Annotated in this window: 16 protein-coding genes; 6 read left to right on the top strand and 10 right to left on the bottom strand. The window is 35.8% G+C overall.

The genetic code is table 11. The features are described from left to right. Window positions 1–420: 420 nt before the first annotated feature. Together SCA31_RS15215 and SCA31_RS15210 are read left to right on the top strand one after the other, a co-directional pair. Window positions 421–1,014, top strand: a complete 594-nt coding sequence (locus tag SCA31_RS15215) for a hypothetical protein (protein ID WP_410697809.1) — start codon at window positions 421–423, stop codon at window positions 1,012–1,014. Between the two features lie 174 nt (window positions 1,015–1,188). Further along, window positions 1,189–2,049 (top strand): DUF4240 domain-containing protein, encoded by an 861-nt coding sequence (locus SCA31_RS15210; protein ID WP_410697808.1) that lies wholly within the window; start codon window positions 1,189–1,191, stop codon window positions 2,047–2,049. Between the two features lie 128 nt (window positions 2,050–2,177). Here SCA31_RS15210 and SCA31_RS15205 read toward each other — a convergent pair whose 3' ends face one another. Next, window positions 2,178–4,580 (bottom strand): hypothetical protein, encoded by a 2,403-nt coding sequence (locus tag SCA31_RS15205; protein ID WP_410697807.1) that lies wholly within the window; start codon window positions 4,578–4,580, stop codon window positions 2,178–2,180. Window positions 4,581–5,074: 494 nt separating this feature from the next. On the opposite strand from SCA31_RS15205, the gene SCA31_RS15200 reads away from it, so the two are divergent. The 4 genes from SCA31_RS15200 (at window position 5,075) to SCA31_RS15185 (ending at window position 10,694) form a co-directional block, all read left to right on the top strand. After that, window positions 5,075–7,000 carry an amidohydrolase gene (locus SCA31_RS15200; RefSeq protein ID WP_410697806.1) on the top strand — a complete coding sequence of 642 codons (1,926 nt, stop codon included), beginning with the start codon at window positions 5,075–5,077 and terminating at the stop codon, window positions 6,998–7,000. A 403-nt stretch (window positions 7,001–7,403) separates the two neighbouring features. Next, the gene (locus SCA31_RS15195) at window positions 7,404–8,444 is read left to right on the top strand and encodes a PCMD domain-containing protein (RefSeq protein WP_410697805.1); all 1,041 of its coding nucleotides are present in this window, start codon (window positions 7,404–7,406) and stop codon (window positions 8,442–8,444) included. A gap of 10 nt (window positions 8,445–8,454) precedes the next feature. After that, window positions 8,455–9,240, top strand: coding sequence for a porin family protein (locus tag SCA31_RS15190; protein ID WP_410697804.1), 786 nt, complete (start codon window positions 8,455–8,457; stop codon window positions 9,238–9,240). A gap of 368 nt (window positions 9,241–9,608) precedes the next feature. Then, window positions 9,609–10,694 (top strand): alpha/beta fold hydrolase, encoded by a 1,086-nt coding sequence (locus tag SCA31_RS15185; protein WP_410697803.1) that lies wholly within the window; start codon window positions 9,609–9,611, stop codon window positions 10,692–10,694. Between the two features lie 157 nt (window positions 10,695–10,851). On the opposite strand, the gene SCA31_RS15180 is transcribed toward SCA31_RS15185, so the two are convergent. From SCA31_RS15180 to SCA31_RS15140, 9 genes are all read right to left on the bottom strand, one after another. After that, window positions 10,852–11,640, bottom strand: coding sequence for a PhzF family phenazine biosynthesis protein (locus SCA31_RS15180; protein WP_410697802.1), 789 nt, complete (start codon window positions 11,638–11,640; stop codon window positions 10,852–10,854). A 161-nt stretch (window positions 11,641–11,801) separates the two neighbouring features. Beyond that, window positions 11,802–12,344: a DUF3575 domain-containing protein gene (locus SCA31_RS15175; RefSeq protein WP_410697801.1), complete on the bottom strand. Its 543-nt coding sequence runs from the start codon at window positions 12,342–12,344 to the stop codon at window positions 11,802–11,804. Between the two features lie 90 nt (window positions 12,345–12,434). Then, window positions 12,435–13,571 carry a helix-turn-helix domain-containing protein gene (locus tag SCA31_RS15170; RefSeq protein WP_410697800.1) on the bottom strand — a complete coding sequence of 379 codons (1,137 nt, stop codon included), beginning with the start codon at window positions 13,569–13,571 and terminating at the stop codon, window positions 12,435–12,437. A 115-nt stretch (window positions 13,572–13,686) separates the two neighbouring features. Beyond that, the gene (locus tag SCA31_RS15165) at window positions 13,687–14,739 is read right to left on the bottom strand and encodes a serine hydrolase domain-containing protein (RefSeq protein ID WP_410697799.1); all 1,053 of its coding nucleotides are present in this window, start codon (window positions 14,737–14,739) and stop codon (window positions 13,687–13,689) included. A 149-nt stretch (window positions 14,740–14,888) separates the two neighbouring features. Further along, window positions 14,889–16,013 carry a helix-turn-helix domain-containing protein gene (locus SCA31_RS15160; RefSeq protein WP_410697798.1) on the bottom strand — a complete coding sequence of 375 codons (1,125 nt, stop codon included), beginning with the start codon at window positions 16,011–16,013 and terminating at the stop codon, window positions 14,889–14,891. A gap of 270 nt (window positions 16,014–16,283) precedes the next feature. Beyond that, a complete protein-coding gene (locus SCA31_RS15155; protein WP_410697797.1) occupies window positions 16,284–16,865 on the bottom strand; it encodes a DUF6705 family protein in 582 nt (193 codons plus the stop codon). Between the two features lie 222 nt (window positions 16,866–17,087). Beyond that, entirely contained in the window at window positions 17,088–17,435 is a 348-nt protein-coding gene (locus tag SCA31_RS15150) for a hypothetical protein (protein WP_410697796.1), read from the bottom strand. Then, a complete protein-coding gene (locus SCA31_RS15145) occupies window positions 17,432–17,605 on the bottom strand; it encodes a hypothetical protein (RefSeq protein ID WP_410697795.1) in 174 nt (57 codons plus the stop codon). The genes SCA31_RS15150 and SCA31_RS15145 overlap by 4 nt, the downstream gene beginning before the upstream one ends. Window positions 17,606–17,879: 274 nt before the next feature. Further along, window positions 17,880–18,449 carry a DUF6705 family protein gene (locus SCA31_RS15140; protein ID WP_410697794.1) on the bottom strand — a complete coding sequence of 190 codons (570 nt, stop codon included), beginning with the start codon at window positions 18,447–18,449 and terminating at the stop codon, window positions 17,880–17,882. Window positions 18,450–18,454 lie beyond the last annotated feature (5 nt).

Genomic DNA, 18,454 nt, shown 5'->3' with positions numbered 1-18,454 from the left:
GGAAATCAACTTTTATTATAACTTTAAACTAACAAACACTCCCTAAGAGAAAGTCCATTTTCTTTTGAAGACATACACAATCCGTTGCGGCCTAAGGGCTTTCTGAAAAACACAAATTCTATCATAAGTTTTTATTTATTTCTTGTAGGGCAGGAAGTTCTGCCAATGCTGAACTTTCTCCCTTTTTACAACTAAGCTTGTTTAAAGCTTTTTATGTAAAACAAAAATCGAAGATTCAACGAAGTTAAAAGGCAGAAAAGTTTTTTAAACACTTTAGTTATTTTAAGTTTCCAGCTTTTGGGATATGAAGTACACCTAAGTTTTATGAAAATCTTTGATTTTCTTCTAAAGTGTACTTACTGATGCAGGAAGATAGTAACCTTTCTTAAGTGGGCTAAAGTGTTTTAAAATTACCAAAGTATGAACAGAAACCTATCACAAAAATACAAACCCATGAAAAAGACCAGAACAGACTTTGAGTCGCCATGTTGGGCAGTGCCTAAGAAGCAGTCAGGATTACAGCTTATGGAGATATTTTTTCAGTTCAATGAGCTGGATGTTTCCAAGGAAAGGCTCAGCAACATTATGAATTATGCGGTAAAGAGGAATAGCCGGATGAATGAAGATCCTGCGGTAGTATTTCAGTTTCACCAGTCTATGCGGTTGTTTGTACAGGCTTGCTACCTCACCATGCTGAAAGATAGGAAGTGGGCGGTCCATATGCCGTTAGAGAATGTATCTCCATTGCTTCTGGGCTTGCTGTTGGAGAAAGAATACCAGAACCCTCTGCTGGTCTTTAAAAAAGCATTTCGGGAATACAGCATCAGGGAGTTTGATTATTTTCTGTCCGGTATGGTCCATTTTTCACTGGGCGCTTATGACAACCTACCGGAAAGGAATCTCGTGATTCCGTACATTCATCTGATTAAAATGCTGGATGCCGCACATCTTATTCTGGAAAGGAGAGGGAAGAAGATGAATACAACGAGCCATAGGCAGGGGAAAGGAAGCTAAGGTGAAAAGACGGGAAGCGGGTTCTTTGTTGTTACAGGATTGAGATACCCTCTCCAAGGTGAGGAATTTCTGAGAGGGGAACCCTAATGAAACTAAAACCGAATAAAATAGCTGGGTTCCTTATTTTTTTGTAGTTTAATTCCTTAAATAGATCGATCACCTTTTATATATTTTATGAAAAAGAATTTAATCAATCAAAATGGAGTCTCGGATAAATTTTGGAATGTTGAATATTCGGGAAATACACAAAAAATAGTATTTGGAAAAACGGGAACAAAGGGACGTGAAACCACTAAGGAATTTGCAGATGAAAAGGAGTGTATCAGGGAATCTGAAAAACTGATCAGCCAAAAGATCAGGAAAGGCTATATAGAGATTCCTGAACATGATGAGATCCCACAGAAAGCAGAGCTTTCTGAAACAGAAAAAGCAGATATTTATTTCTGGGAAGCGATTGAAAAATCAAATAAATACAAAAATGCCCATTGGAGCGAGTATGATGTGGATGAGCATCTGGAAAATCTCACAGTGTATCTCTCCAGATTCGGAAAAGAAAGATTGGTTCTTTTTGAAAAGACGCTTCAGGAAAAACTGAGTGCGCTTTACACGGCTGAAATTGCGGAGCTTTCCATTATTCTGGAATGCGAATTCAGTGCTGATAATGGCAGCTATATCTTTAACGATTATCTTTCTGATGACGGATTTATTTATTTCCGCTGTTGGCTGCTGTTGAAGGGCAGGGCATTTTTTGAAGACATTCAAAAAGATATACAGGCATTTGTAAGTGGGAAATACAGCTTTAATATTGGAGACTGCTGGGCAGAGGGGCTGTTGTATGTATCTGATGAAGCCTATTCTGCCAATCATGATAATGAAGATGAATCGGAAATACGGGATACGGTGGATGAACTTTATCCTGACCACCATTATGACAGTATGGATCGGGAGATGAACCGGGAACCCAAGGGAGGTGCAGCCCTGCAAACCATGTATCCGAAATTGGTAAAAGAAATGGTTGAATTAAGAAGCTCATAACATCTGTTGATATTCATTTTTTAACGCCGGACAATTACTTTTAAGCAATATAACGGTGTTGAATTTCAAAATACTAAAAAAGCCTTTCAGTAAAATTGAAAGGCTTTTTGTATGCAGAGAATATATTATTATTTGAAGATTTCATTCTGATAAAGAAGATGGTCATCTTCATCAAAGCTGATGATCAAAACTTTATATTGTTTGGCACTGTCGTTATTGAAGAATTTAATTCTTGGAGGAACGTAGTCGCTATCAAATAAATTAGGATTCCAGTAGAGGGTTTCTCTGGTATCATTTTCAATTTTGGCGGGGGCATCATCATCCAGCACTTCAATAAGAAATTCTGACGGTTTATCATAGCCTTTTATGATGGATGAGTTATCCTTTTGTTTGTCTTTTTCATTATTTTTAGATTGCAGATTCCCTCTCAGCGTATAGATGGCTACGGCATCACCTAATAATCCTGATCCTTTAATAACTTTTACCATGGCAATATTGCTTACAGGGATGCTGGTAATCATTGCAGGGTCAGTAATCATCTCATCCAGATACAGCTTGGCCGGCTTGTTACGAATGTAGGGAACGTTGATCCCAGAATTATTTCTTTGCAGGGTTACACCGGCCACTCTTCCCTGCAGCCAGTCTAATATATTATTGGCACCTGCGGCCCGTTGATCTTCATTCACAAAGTCGAATACCGTAGAATTGATATCACCGCTAAACATTCCGCTGGACAATTGTTTGTCCAGTTCTACTTTTGGATCTTTCTTTTTTCCTACTAATTTTACCTGTTCAATCTGTATATCATTACTCTCTATTTTTTTATAGTTTTTTTGAGTATTGATTGCTCTTGAAATGGTTGGAGAAAGGGTTTTGTTTTCGCCGGATTTTACCAATGTATATTTTGTACCTGGGAAGTTCCCTTTAAATTCTGTGGGAGTAACCATTGGTTCTACAGTAACGAATAAATTATCGGTATTGGCTTCTTTGTTATTTTCTGAACTTATAAATAATGAAACCTCCAGGGGATCATCATTGTTAAGGTTATTCAAATAAACATATCCGTTTTGATCTGTTATAAATTGATTAAGAACAGGTTGATTTTTGCCCAGTTTCAACATTAAGCTTACGGGGGTGTTTATCAGAAGAGCATTGTTCTTAATAGGCTTTACCCTGTAAGAAAGAAATTGCTGAGCATTGGTTTTAATGGTGGGTACAGATCCGCTCAGGACAGAGTTCCAGTCAAATCTTTTCCAGTTTTCAGAAATCAGCAGGGCATCTAAAGCTTCAGCGTTGGCATTTTTAGAAAAATATTGTGCGGGACTGTCTATTTTAGAAGTAAAATCTCCCGTTAACCAAAGGCTGCTGAGAAGATTTTCTTCTTCCGGTTTGTTGCTGCCGTCATCCTCACGTACCAAAACCGTATAATTTTTAAAATACGACTCCGGAGAAAGGTCAATACTATTGAAAGATCTTGGCGTTTGTTTTAAGCTCTGGCCTATAATTTCTGCTTTTTCAATCTTTAGGTCATTAGGCTTTATAAAGCAAAGTCTTTGGGCTACCAGATTGTCTTGCTCATCAAAAATGGCTAATTGTAAAACACCGTTTGCGCCATTGCTTATTTTGGGAGGAATAAGGCTTGACGCTTCATTCGTCAGCTGCTTAATGTGGGCTTTATAAGCAAGGTGGTTATTGATGGTTCCAACAATTTTATAATTCTGAAGCTGTTGTTTTAAGTTTACTCCTTTTAGGGTATATTTAATCCCGTCTTTAGAGCTGTAGGTTTCCAGATGGAGACCGCTGTCTGCAGCTTGCGGCAGATCTATTGTTTTGCCTTTTCCTGCCTTTTCCTGGATGATAACCTGGTATTTTTTTCCTGAAGCAGGCGTTAGGGTAAAGGCTGCAACATTTTTATCAAAAGATGTAAAAGTTGTTATCGGTGCTTTGGGGTTCTGGGTGTCTATCACTTTTCCGGTCCAGTTGTCCGGTAGAGATGTATCGCTTGATAGTCTTACGGCAAACTTTGTAGGAATACCGTTGATGAAAGTTCCCCCTTCCGGAAAGGCTTTGGCAGACCAGTCGGAACTTTTGGTAATCACTAAGGATTCTGTGGAGCTAGGATTGTACACCGGAATCTTTTTAACAATCTGGAAGTCTTCATTGAAGTTGGTCATGTAGGGCGTATAGGCTCTTACAAAATAAACTTGCTCCGGAAGATTCTCTTTCAGTTGAAAATCTCCGCTGCCCTCACCATTGGTGAGCAGTATCGTTCTCCAGTCTATTAATTTTTTATCAGAATCATACAATTCTACAAATAGAGTCGTAGATAATGCAGAACGATTATAGCCATCAAATACAAAGCTTTTGAACCAGATTTTGTCACCCGCTGCATATTGTGACTTGTCGGTAAGTAAGTATACTTTCTCCTGTTCGTAATGATCCTCCAGAGTGGTAATTGCTTTTTCTAATTTAGTTTGGGCCAGTACAGGTTGTACCATCGAAAGAAGCAATACACAGAATATGTTTTTCATAGAAATCTTAGCGCATTTTAATTCTTTGCTAATGTAATCATTTAAAGACTTCGGGAATTGATATTTAACGTCTTATTTTAGAAAAAAATGAATGAGATTGATAAATTTTACGGATATGATTTCTGATTTCGGAAACATTCTTGTCAGGAAATGATCTTCGTTAAATGCTGCGACGGAGAATTCAATGGAGAACATCCTGTAAATTAAAATATTAGATCAAAAAAAATTAATCAATATTGAGTGAAAAAAAGTGGTTTGAAAGAATATTTTTATTATTTTTATAAACCAAACTAATACATGAAAATAAATGAAAAATATTTATATATAAATATTTACTTAAATGTAATTCGCTAAAAATAACCTATTTTAATTTCAATAATACAATTGTCTTGTTCGGTCGTAGGCTTATCTTGCTATGGGCATAAAGACAATCTGCAATTAAAAAGATACGGATAGAATTAAAATTAAACATACCATCAAACCAAATCATTTTTATGGAAAAATTACACAAACACACACACGGTTGTACGCACTGTGCCTGCAACAATCCTGTTTTAGAAATTCTTAAAGAAGAGCTTTTCAGTTCTGAAAATCTGGCAAAAATGAAATCCGTTTTCGGAAAGAAGTCCAGTCCAAAACCGCAGGCTCTGATGATAAGCGGAGGGACCATCCGTCCTATGATTGGCGGATCAACAAATACTGTAGAATCTATTGGGATGGCAAATGGAAAAGTTGTGATAACCGGTGATAAAAACACGGTAGCAAAGTATATGCTCAAACATCATCCAAAGCATCAAAAAAGAGAATTAACAGGAACTCAGACTTTACTTCCGGGCCTTATTGAGCCCCATGTTCATATGGTTCCTACGGCAATGATGTCTGACTGGCTGGATGTGAGCCCCTTTAATGGGCAGGACCTACAGCCTGTATACGATTTAACTTCTGTGGGAGCAATTATAAACAAAAACATTCCTAAAATCCCAGGCTATGTTATTCTAGGAAGAGGACTGGATCCGTCATTAATGCCTTTTATTGTAAAAACTGATGGGTCAAAAGAGTTACAGACCATTGATAATACGGTACTTGACCGTATTAATGCTACTGAGCCTATCATGCTGCTAAGCGCTTCTATGCATACGCTTTACCTGAACACGAAGGCTTTACAGCTTGTATACAAGAACAGCAGTGAAATAAAGAAACAATATAAAACGGTAGATCAGTATATTCTTGAAACTAAAGGACAGCTGCAGGAAAGTCCGGAAATGACGCCTGCATTGAAGGTGGTCATGCTACAGATCATTGCAATGAGTGTACATATTAATAAATATCTCACAGAGCTATTTCAATTGGCAAACTCCAGAGGGGTTACCTTTATGTACGATGCCGGATTGAATAAAGGTTTTGAAAAACTTTTGATACTCTATTCTGAAACTCATACAGAATTGGTGAGAACGGGCGGGGCCTATATTTGTTCCAGTCAGGCAGATGCAGATAATCTGGGTATTTATACAGAACCTGATGATTATAAACCTGTTTATTACGGACATGTTAAAGTAGTTTCAGATGGTTCTAACCAAGGATTAACAGGCTATCAGAGTGCTCCGTACTTGTGTGATCCTGCTGATAATACAGGGATATTTAATTTTCCACAAGCGGGTATTCCTGCCCATACAATTCCACCGAGCTATAATACATTAATCAATACGGTGGTAGCCGGCAAAGGCTGGCCGCTCATGGTTCATGCCAATGGAGATCAGGCAGTAACTTTTGCCATTAATGCCTATCAAGGTGCTCTTGCTCAATATAAAGGTCCCGAACTGCGTAACCGAATTGAGCATTGTTCTCTTCTGACTTCGGATCAAATTACAAATATGCTTCAAATGGGTGTTTCTCCAAGCTTCCTTATCGGGCATGTGGGGTATTGGGGATATGCTTTTAAGAAAGTAATATTCGGTGAGAAGGCGCAGATGCTTGATCTTTGTGGTTCAACGCTTGCGGTAGGGATGAGAATTACCCTTCACAGCGACAATGAGGTAAGCCCATTAGGCCCTTTGAGAATGATGGAACAATCCATTACCAGAATCATGGAAAAGAAGACAACAAGCATTGAAGTTTTAAATAGCGCCGAATGCCTTACCCCTGAGCAGGCTTTGATTGCCGTTACCTATGATGCTGCATGGCAGTGCTATGCAGATAAATGGGTGGGATCCTTAAATGAAGGGTACTTTGCTGATTTTGTGATATTGGAACAAGATCCTCTTTCGTTGAAGACTCAATCTGAACAATATATGAAGATGCGAAACATTCCGGTATCAGAAACCTGGGTGGGTGGTGTATGTGTATATCCGCAGGATCAAAAGAAGAACCAAAATGGAAAAGCTGGGTCTGAAAAAAACAAGGTCTTTTCAGATAGCTTGTAGCCATTCCTGAAAAGGATTGATACGTTTGCTAATCAAATGTAAATCAGAGTAGATGAGTTTCTATTCTGATTTTTTTTCCTTATCTATACATTAGTACAAAGGAGTACATTGTTTTTTCTCAAAAATATGTTGTACTTGCTAGATTAAATAGAGTATATATAGGTACTTGAAAATAATAATTATAAATATATACAGTTCATGTGCTATCTATTGCAACTATATATGTTGTTGAATGTATAATGTTGTAATAAAAGTGTTTGTGATAGGTATTTAATTTAGATTTGTATGATTGTTGTTCCTAATATTTGGACGAAAACTTAAATAAAATGATCATCTTATACTTTATTGAAATGCTATGAAATCTATTTCGCTTTTTTTAACCGTATTTATCAGCCTGCTATGCATGTCATGCATAAAAGATGAGCTTCCTAATGCAGAAGCTGATATTTTATCTTGTTCGGTAGACAGTCAGATTCTTAAAAAAGATCCTGTTATTCAAAATGAACGTATTCAGATATTTGTCAAATCCTTTGCAGATTTAACGGTGCAGGCGCCTGTTTTCACCTTGTCTCCCGGTGCCACAATTCTCCCGAAAAGCGGAACCGTTTTAGATTTTACAAATCCTCAATTTTATACCGTTACTTCTGAAGATGGTCTGTCCAAAAAGATCTATGAAGTTTCCTATATAAATGATGCCGTTGGGTCAAAATATAGTTTTGAGCATGTACGTCTTGAAAATAATAAGTTTGATGTCTTCTATGAAGTTAATCAGGATAATCAAAATATTATGGACTGGGCAAGTGGTAATTCAGGTTTTAGTTTAACAGGAGCCGGATCTCAGCCGGATTATTATCCAACTGCCAGATTAGCGAATGGTAAGGTAGGGCAGGGAGTAAAACTTACAACACGTTCTACTGGTGCTCTTGGGGCTACGATGGGCAAACCAATGGCTGCCGGAAATATTTTTATGGGCGAATTTGATTTAGCCAACTCTATTATCAATCCATTGAAAAGTTTACGTTTAGGAATGCCGGTAGATTTTGTACCCGCTGCTTTTAAGGGGTATTTTAAGTATAAAGCTGGCAATGTATATAAGGAAGGAAACAATATAATTCCGGGAAAGAAAGATTCTTGGGATTGCTATGCCATATTTTTTGAAACGGATAATAATCTGAAATATTTAGATGGAACCAATAAGTTTAGCCATCCCAATATTTTGGCCATTGCGAGAATCTCTCCATCTGCGGCAATCGAAACCGATCAATGGACGCCCTTTCATGTTCCTTTTGCCTTTAATAACAACTCGGTTATTGATGAGCAGAAATTGAAAGATGGAAAATATAGTTTAACCATAGTATTTACTTCTAGCATTGATGGGGATCTATTTGCCGGAGCCGAAGAAAGTACGCTTCTTATTGACGAAATAGAAATAGCGCATGAATAAAATAAACAGAATGATCAAGTTAAAATTTATAGCTTTTCTCATGTTCTTCTTAGGAAACCTGATCGCTTTAAAGGCACAGGAAATTGTAATAGATCGTGATAAGGGGCATCGGGATAGCATTGTTTATCAAATCAGGACGGGTATTAATATAGGAGGCTTTAGCCCATTGCCTTTGCCTGCCGAAATTAGAAAGATTAATAATTTCAATCCGAAGCTCAACTTTAGTATTGAGGGGAATGCAACCTATTGGTTTGGGAAAGAAAGAAAATCTTGGGGAATCAGAAGTGGGATCAGGCTTGAAAACAAAGGGATGGAAACGGATGCACAGGTCAAAAATTATAGTATGGAGATTATTGGTGATAACGGAGAGCGTGTTGCGGGTAATTGGACTGGTGGGGTTTCCACTCAAGTTGTCAATTCTTACTTAACAGTTCCTATATCGGCAGTGTATGGAATAAATAATAAATGGAGTATTTCTCTTGGAACTTTCTGGTCTTTACTTTTAGAAAAGGATTTTTCAGGGTATGTATATGAAGGCTATCTTCGAGAAGGCGGACCTACCGGTGATAAAGTGGTTTTTAGTGGAGATCAAACCGCTACGTACGATTTTTCAAATAATTTGAGAAACTTTATATACGGAGTGGAAGTTGGAGGTACATGGAATGCTTCAAGACACCTTAATGTATTTTCAAATTTAAGCTTTGGGTTTAATGATATATTTAAGTCCGATTTTAAAACCATTACTTTTGGAATGAGACCGATCTATTTTACAATTGGTTTTGGATATGTCTTTTAAGTAGAAAAATCGTTAAAAACTTTAGATAAATTATTCTTCGGCAATCAGATTGACATAGAAGGTAAATTTTAATGAATTGGTATTTTTATGGATAACCGTGAAGATCCTGTAATGTACGATTCTAAACCTCGGGTTAAGCATTAAAGTAGTCAATTAAATATTTAAAAACAGATGTTCAACTTCTTGGCTTATGACTACAATTTGAAGTAAAGTTGATATAGAGGTACCCCTATTTTTAAGATCCTTTTGAGTACTTTCGATTTTTGTTTATTGGGACAATTGATTTTGAACCCAAATGAGGTATATTTGGTCGCTTGTAAAAATGAGCTGATTACCAATTTACCTAATACACCCGAAAATAAATAATCATGAAAAATATACTACTTTGTTTCACTGCAGTTTTTATTGCAGCTATTCATCTTTGTAAAGCACAAAAACAAACAGTAGATCCTCAGATAGATACCGAATTTTTTATACCAGTTGACCAATCAAAGCTTTATACACGCGTTATTGGTAATTCTGAAAAACCTGTCATTATAGCATTGCATGGAGGCCCGGGTGCTTTTTCTATAGACCATGAGTTTTATAGAGATGTCTTTGAAAAAGATTATTTAGTCGTTTACTTTGACCAAAGAGGAGGAGGCTTATCGGATGAATTCAAAGACAAATCAATGCTTACAACGGATCAATTTGTGAAAGATTTAGATGATGTTGTCAATTATATAAAAGATAAATATCCTAACAAAAAAATCAATCTTTTAGGTACATCGTGGGGTGGAACATATGGTTTTTTGTATTTGCTAAAACATCAGGAAAAGATTAATTCATTTATTAGCAGCTCTGGATTTGTAGATAGCCCGCAAAGAAATTTCGCTTTAATTTCTCATGAACGTCAATTGGCGAATGATCTTCTAAAGAAAACAAACGATACTGTAAAGAAAAAAAGATATACAGAAATTCTAACAAAATTAGATGAGATTGAAACAAGTGGATTTAAAGATTTTTTCCACAATATGAATAAGGTAAGATATGAGTTTCCAAAAGATTTAGGCTTTGATGTTTATTGGGCCAGGCCGGAATTGAAAGAGAAAAAAGCAAAATTATTAAACGACCCAGCTTTTTTTGCGAGGGTGAAATATACGCCTGAACTCCTTGAGAAAGCCATCGAAAAGCTTGAATATATCAACGAAGTTTTTATGAATACAGAATCTTACAACAATCTGAATATAGTAGATAAAATGGACGTAATCAAAAAACCAGTATTAATTATCCAGGGAGAATATGATTATGCCATCGGAGTTGAGCAGGGAAGAACAATTTATAATGCCCTTAAAAATGTTCCCAAAAAGGATAAAGAGCTATTATACGTAAAGAATGCCTCACATAATACCCCATTTGAAGCACCAGAAATATATTATAATGCGATGAAAACTTTTTTTAAAAAGCACAATTAAAAGTAAGCACAATTTTGAAGTAAATGCTTTTTAATTTATTTTGATGATTCGTCCTGAAAAAGGATTGATGTGTTTGCTCATCAAATAAAAATCAGAATAGAAACTCATCTATTCTGATTTTATATTTTTTAAGCTATATAAATTGATTAAAATAAGGCTATTCTATCCATAGATAGCCCATAGAATAGGTTTGGGCTTTACCTGCCACAATCACTCTTTCACCTTTGTTTTCACCATAAAGCTGGCCGCCTCTTTCTGATAGCTGGCGGGCAAAAAGCTTGTCTTTTCCTAATCTTGATGACCAGAATGGGATAAGTGAGCAGTGGGCAGAGCCGGTTACAGGATCTTCAAGAATTGAGGACTGTGGGGTAAAATATCTTGAAACAAAATCACTGTCTGTACCTGCTGCTGTTACAACAACTCCTCCCGGATCCAGATTGATAAGGTCAAAAACAGATCTTTCAATTTTGATTTTTCTGATGTCTTCTTCAGACTCGTATACCAGAACATAATCTCTGGATTTGAAGACTTCTTTAGGCTGTATATTGAGAGACTTGGCTATAGGATCAGGCAGCGTAGATGCTTCAGGCATTCTCGACGGGAAATCCATATAATAAAATCCATCTTTTAAATCTACTGTTAATTCACCGCTTTTGGTTTCAAAAACGATTCTGCTGTTCTGGTAGTTTAAGATGGACGCTAAGCAATGCGCAGTGGCAAGGGTAGCATGCCCACATAGATCCATCTCTATTTCAGGCGTAAACCATCTCAGATGAATGGTACTGCCATTATCAATAAAGAATGCTGTTTCTGCTACCGCATTTTCACGGGCTATTTTTAAGAGGACCTCATCGGGTAACCAGCTTTTTAACGGAACAACACATGCAGGATTTCCATAGAAAATTTCTTCTGTAAACGCATCTATCTGATATAATTCTAACTTCATGATTGAGAAATTTTAGGTTTGTAACAAAGATAAATAAAAACCAGTTGGCAGGTTGGGAAAACAAAAAAATCCCAACTCTCGTCAGGATTTTATTCATTCTTCAGTTTTGTACTTTATCCATTGCCAACAATACCCTTGTTATGTTTTAGATAGAGTTGATATTAAAATCGGTAGCCAACACTCAATCCTAGCTTTATAACCTGATCGTGATCTGTTTTGTCTGCATTAAAAATAAGTCTTCCATAGGCTGTATTGGCTTCGAAAACAAATCCTTTCTTTGTCACCAGTTTGTAGCCCAGCCCCGCACCTAATGCAAGATCATACACATCTTTATTTTCAGTGAATGTCACATTGTCTGCCGCATATATCTTTTTTCCATCAATGGAAGTGAACATTCCAAATCCTTCAACGAAAAAGCCGGAAGCATATTTCTTTCCAAAATAATATCTGTAATAGGGGGAGATGAAGTAATTCATATCTTCTTCTTTTGTATTATCATAAACAATAAATGCAGAGATCCCCAGTGACGAATTTTTGTTGAGGTGTCGTTCAAAGCCTGCTTCCACAGCACCGGATAAAGGCGCAATAAGATTCAGTTTAATTTCATTTTTTTTCTCATATGAATCTCCATTGGTTTCGTTTTTTTGAGCATTCACAGAATAAAAAGCAAACAGCATCATTGCTAATAAAAAGTTCTTTTTCATAAAAAAGTTAATTTGAATTATTTAAATGCAAAACTCAAATAATTCAAGTTAGAACAGGTTTCAAAAGCTTAAAAATGGAGAAAATGGCACTTATTTACTGGTATTTTTATACTCATTGGGGGTCTGACCGGTAACTTTTTTAAAGGCTTTATAAAAAGTCGTTTTTGATGTGAACCCGGCTTCTAATCCCATCGTCAGCAAAGTATAGTTTTCGTATTCCGGATCTGATATCATTTCCTTCACCGCTTCCACCCGATATTGATTGATATAGTGGGCAAAGTTGTCTCCTGTAATCGTGTTTACAATTTGTGAAAGATATCCCGCACTTATGCCCAGTTTTTCAGCTACTTTTTCTCTGTTTAAGGTACTGTCGGTATACATGTGATCATCTTTGCAAAGAAGTTCCAGTTTTTGAAAATAAAGATTATCTGCGGTGATCGTTTCCTTATATTCTTGTGGCGTACTATTTTCTGCAATTTTCAGATTGGGATACGGAATAGCTGAATCGTGATTTAGTAAATGGTAGACAGCCTCTTTGTTTTTGGCCAATTTATATCTGTAAATACCTATATAGGCGGTCCAGTGCATGATAAATGTTGCCGATAAAGCCAGCCCACTCATGGTAGAGGAAATGTCTATTCCAAAAAAGAAGCCTGTCATATACGTAATCAGCCAGGTAGATAATAATAAATAGAGCGTAGTTAATAAGGTAATTACCCATTTTTTCTCTTTTGGGTCTTTTAGGTACCTTATCATGAAATAAGAGTAAAAAGGTGGAAACAGGATGATGATAAAGGCAAATAAAAGCTGAATCAGTCTAAGTATATTGATTATGAAAATGCCTGAACCTGAGATTTTATAAATTCCTAAAATATCATTAAGCTGGTATATAATAGTAAAAGTGGAGGAGTAGACAAACGGAATGTAATACAAATAAGTTCTTTGTCTGTTCTTTACGGTATCATCAATTCGGTTTATGATAAACAGGAAGATGAAGACGGGGAGTAAAAATATCCACTCAATATAATCCAGAAAACAGAGCAAAGGATAGGACTTAAATGCACCTTCAATTTCAAAAACATAATTCAGTAAAACCATGGAAAGTGCAAATAGTAAGTAGGCTAAATACTTATTTGAATTACTATTGAATAAGGAAGATTTTAAAATAACTACGCCTAAGATGATTCCCTGGAAAATCGCAATATTTAAAAGTGTTGTATAGATCAATTTTTTATAAAAGTGGTTGTAAAGATTTGTTTTGGTATATCCTGGGAATTATTGTTTAAATATACTTCTTTCATAGGAATTGATAAAACGGATTGATATCAATCCCGATGATTGTTTATTTCTTAGTTTTCATTATGTCCTCATACAGGGTATCAACTACTTTTTCTAGAATTTCTCCTGTTTCATTAAAGCTGGTATTTGTCAATATGGATATTCCTATATTTTGTTTAGGATCAATCACAAACCAATTCTGCATTCCGTAGATGCCTCCGTGATGTCTATAGATTAATTTGTTACCATTTTCTATGATGTACCAATGGTAGCCTTCCCAAAAATCAGAACCTTCTTGATATAATTTTTTATGAGATTCGTTGACAATAGGATTGCATGGGTCAAGCTGCAACTTCATATATTTTACCAAATCCGTAGTGGTAGAATGCAATCCTGAAATTCCGCCCCATAAAGTTCTGTTGAAGTTAGGCATTAGCTCGTTTTTATCGTTATAGCCTTTTACCAGTCTTGTTCTGTCATTTTCAGTGAGGGTAAACTTAGTTTGGTTCATGTTATTGGGTTTCAAAATAAACTCAATGACCAGTTCCTCAAAGGATTTTTGATACACTTTTTCAAGGATATAGGCAGTCAGTTCCGGAGCCGTGTTTGAATAGGAATATCTTTCTCCGGGCTTCGTTTCAATGTTGATGAGTTTTAATCCCTCCAGAAAAGCCTTTTTATTTTCGCTTTTTATGGGAAAATTGGGAAATCCACTGGTATGGGTGATGAGGTGTTTGATTCTGACAGGTTCCCCTTTAAATGCTAAATTAGGATAAGGTTCGCTAAGATAGATTCTGATATCATCCTCCAAATGTATTTTTTTGTCAAGTACAGCTTTAGCGGCGATATATCCTGTAAAGGTTTTCGTAACAGAAGCTAGTTCATACAGAGTGGAGTCGTTGGGTGTGTTTCCTTTTCCAATCGTTAGTTCTCCAAAATGTTTGATGGTGGATGTTCCATCTTTAAGCACTGCAACGGAAACAGAATGAAATCTTTTGTCCTTCAATAACTGAAGAGCATTTTTTGTAATGGCATGTTCAACATTTTGTGTACCGATTGGGTGAACACTTTTACATCCAAGTAAGGCAAAAAATAAAATAGGGATTACATATTTCATGGTCAGAATTTTAATTTGATATTCTGATGCAAATATGCTGTAGAGAGTCTTGAAAAAAGTCCGTATAAAAAAGTCGGACTCATTTTATTGGTTAAAATGAGTCCTATTATCTGCAATCCAAAGTTCGATTATTTACAATGGTTTAATTATCAGCTATTTCTGAACGCGGTTGGTGTTTGGTTCGTATATTTTTTAAATGAAGTATGAAAAGAAGATTTTGAATTGAAACCCACTTCATATAAGATTTCAAGCACCGTATATTCTTTTTTTGTAGGATCTTTCAGAATCGTCATTGCTTTTTTAACGCGGTATTCATTCACGAAATCAAAAAAGTGCTGATTGAGGTGATGGTTTATTAATACAGACAATTCACGAACCGGAATATTCACCTGATCTGCCAATTCCTGAATCGTTAATGAAGGTTCTAAAAAAGGTTCTTTTTCAGTCATGAATTTTTTAAGCTGTTCGATCTGAATGCTTTTTGTTTCGTCAGTTGTATTTTCAGTTTCCAGCGTTTCAGCAAAATCTTTTGTCGGTTGTAAGGTAGAATCAATTCTGCGAAAAAGCTCAGGATAATTTAATGCCTTTAAGATAAACCAACAGGCAGCCAGTAAAAAGGAAGTTCCTGCCAGAATATGAAGCCAAATAAACAGATCGTTGTATGCGGTATATCGGATGATGTTTTTAAAAATAATACAGAGATGGATGAATAAGAAAATGAGGGTAAGCTGAAACAGCCATTGGTATAACAGGGTGTTGGGATTGGTGTAGTTTTCAAGATAAATCTTCTTGTATTTTTTGAGTATCATAAATACGCCAACGATATAAAAGAAAAACTGCAGCTCCCCGATAAGTTGATACACAAACATTTCAGGCGAGTTCCACATCGTTGTAAAGAAGTCTTCTTTTGCAGCACCTTCTGCCAGATAAAGTCTTGGAACCAACATTAAATTGGCCACAACAAAAGGAACAAGATGCAGCAAATGCTTTCTTTTTAAGGTGAAATTAGAATAGCAAACAGCATTTACATACAGATAGAACAGAGGCATGACCAATAAATACGCAGATATTTTGAAAGCTTTCAGATTGTAGCTATCCACAAAAAGATGCATAAAAATTCCGCTGATATCAATGGCATTAATGATAAGGAATGCTGCAAATAATCTGTTTTCCAGTTTTCTTTCTGTTTTTACCGTTAATAAAAAAACAGAAAGCAGCAGCGATACAAAAACAGCAATCGCAGCAATAACTTCCAGAAAACTTAATTTGTCCATTAGTTTTTTTACAAAAATAGGATATAAGTGATAAAGAGAAATGATTGTTATTCATCATTTTTTAAATATTGTGTTTTATTATTTTTGATAAGGTTTAGTTTCCGCTGCGCAAAGTCTCCTGACTTTGAGCTAGTAAGTAAGAGGATTATTTCCTTTAAGTTTGCTCCAAAGTCAGGAGACTTCGGAGAGCGGGGGTAGTATGCTCTATAAGCTAACTACATAAAAAAAGCGCTCAATTAGAGCGCTTTTTTTATGTAGTTAAAATGTTAATTATTGTTTTGTTAGAACGATGTCTTTTGGAAAATTCATTGGAAAACTTTTTCCCTCTACCATAATGTCGTTATAGTATTTGCAAGATTCATTAATACCATTTGGATTATATTTAAACTCTAATCGCATCTGGGTTTTTTGTACATTGATAAAGTTAATATTTATATTAGCGGTTTTATTACACATATCCTTGGGTTGGAATAGAAGAAACTTCTGAGAATAGTCTTTCTTTTGTCCAAACATACCTGAAAATTCAGATGAGATTTCATCGAAATTAGCAATTCTATCAACTTCTACCATTCCACTAGATGATATAATCTTGCGTTCTCCTACTATCTTATCCGTAAAATAGTTTCCATCAATTAATGGATATTTTTTTTTAACTTTTCTCAATTCTAAAAACAATATTTTTCCCTCCCAATTTCCTTTCCATGTTCCTACATATTGGTTAAGTTCTCCATCCAAATCCTTATAATAGGCTCCATTTGGAGTATCAACCTTAGGTGTATTTAATGGAAAAACTTGTTGCGCAAATATTAAATTTACACAGGCTAGTAAAAGTATAATAACTATTTTTTTCATAATTTTTTTATATTATATTATTTAGGACAATCGACCTTTGGTCCGTCTTTTTTTACCTCGGAAGTCTTGCCATCGCTATCCTGCTCGTATAGCTTGGCACCATCAATTTTCATGCTCTTTTCCATAAACTTAAGAAATTCTTTTTGCAAGCCCTCCCTAGACATATTCGGATTACCCATTTTATCAGAATAAATTTCAGTTAAGTTTTCGATTTGTTTAGGGCTAATACATACTCAGCTTATCGGGGGTAATAACCATTGCATATGCATCTGACATTGATCCCTTAGATTCAGCATTTCTTACACAAGTTGTGAGGAAAGTGAAAATGTCAGCAGGTGAAAAAATTTTAACAATACCATCTTTACTATCCAAATGAGCATGCATAAATCCAAAGTACTTATTTCCCTCTGGCATTTTTAGGTTATCATTATTATTTGCTAAAGGTTCATAATTTGTATTTGGCCCGTATGCAGCAACAAAACCAGATTCCTTATCCTTATCAAACTTTTCTTTCTTGTCAATATCTGCAACCTTATCTTTGAAAGCTTTGCTCTGATTTTCTGCTTTCATTTTTTCACAAGGATTTGTAGTATTGGGTGTATTCGGGTTGTTTCCACTTCCCCCCCCCCATAATCACCAGGGCCACCACCCATGTCATGTCCGCCATTACCAGGGCCACCATTTCCGGCCCATCCGTCATACATCGTCAGCCTTACCGGTCTTGTTACTCTGATGATCACTTCTCCTACGTCAATAGGGTTGTTGCTATTTCTGGAAACTGTCTTGGAGTCATAGTAGTCTTGAAATGTATCAATAAGATAAAAAACATCGGAGTCACCGAACTTTATGAGAATAAAGTATAGCTCCTTAACGATGAAATCAATCTACATAAAAGAATTGTAGCCCAATTGCGTGATGAAAATACCATGCTTCGGCAGAAATTGAAAGACGTGGAACAATAATCGAAGCATTCTTGATGAAATAGAAAATCCCAGCCTGAACTGGGATTTTTTGTTATTGTTTTGTAAGCATTATAGCTTTTCCATCTGGCATTAGTGTTTTATATCCACTTGGACAACTGGCTATAATATCTCTGTCTTGCATAAAAATAAGCCTCATTTGATTTAAATTATTAGGATCAGGGAAAGATATATAGACATCTCCTTTATCATTACATTCTGCATTTCCTGAATAATACAGCAAATACTTGGTTAAACTTTTATCAAAGTAGTAACCTCTAAAATGAGTGTTGGCATCAGAAACACTCATTGTACTTTCTAATATTGATCCATCACTTTTTTTAATAGTCATTCTCGCTACTAAAATATCCCAAAATTTTTCATTAAGCCAACCTCCATAATCTTCTATCTTGGTAAATCGAAATTCGTAAGTTCTTCCATCTACAGAAGTTCCTTTCCAAGTTCCAACAAATTTCCCTAATAGATTGGTATTATCCTTTACATTTGTATAATTGGGGCATGGATATAGGTCATCTTGGCATTCTGATAATTGTTTCAGGGTGATTGTTTGTGCATTGCAAAAAAAAGTCCCGAGATATAAAACAAAAGTTATTATATATTTCATAGTAG

The sequence above is a fragment of the Chryseobacterium sp. SIMBA_028 genome, from assembly GCF_046535285.1.
In the GTDB taxonomy this organism is placed as follows: Bacteria; Bacteroidota; Bacteroidia; order Flavobacteriales; family Weeksellaceae; genus Chryseobacterium.
The sequence above is the reverse complement of the archived record's forward strand: the minus strand, read 5'-3'. Positions and strand labels throughout refer to the sequence as shown.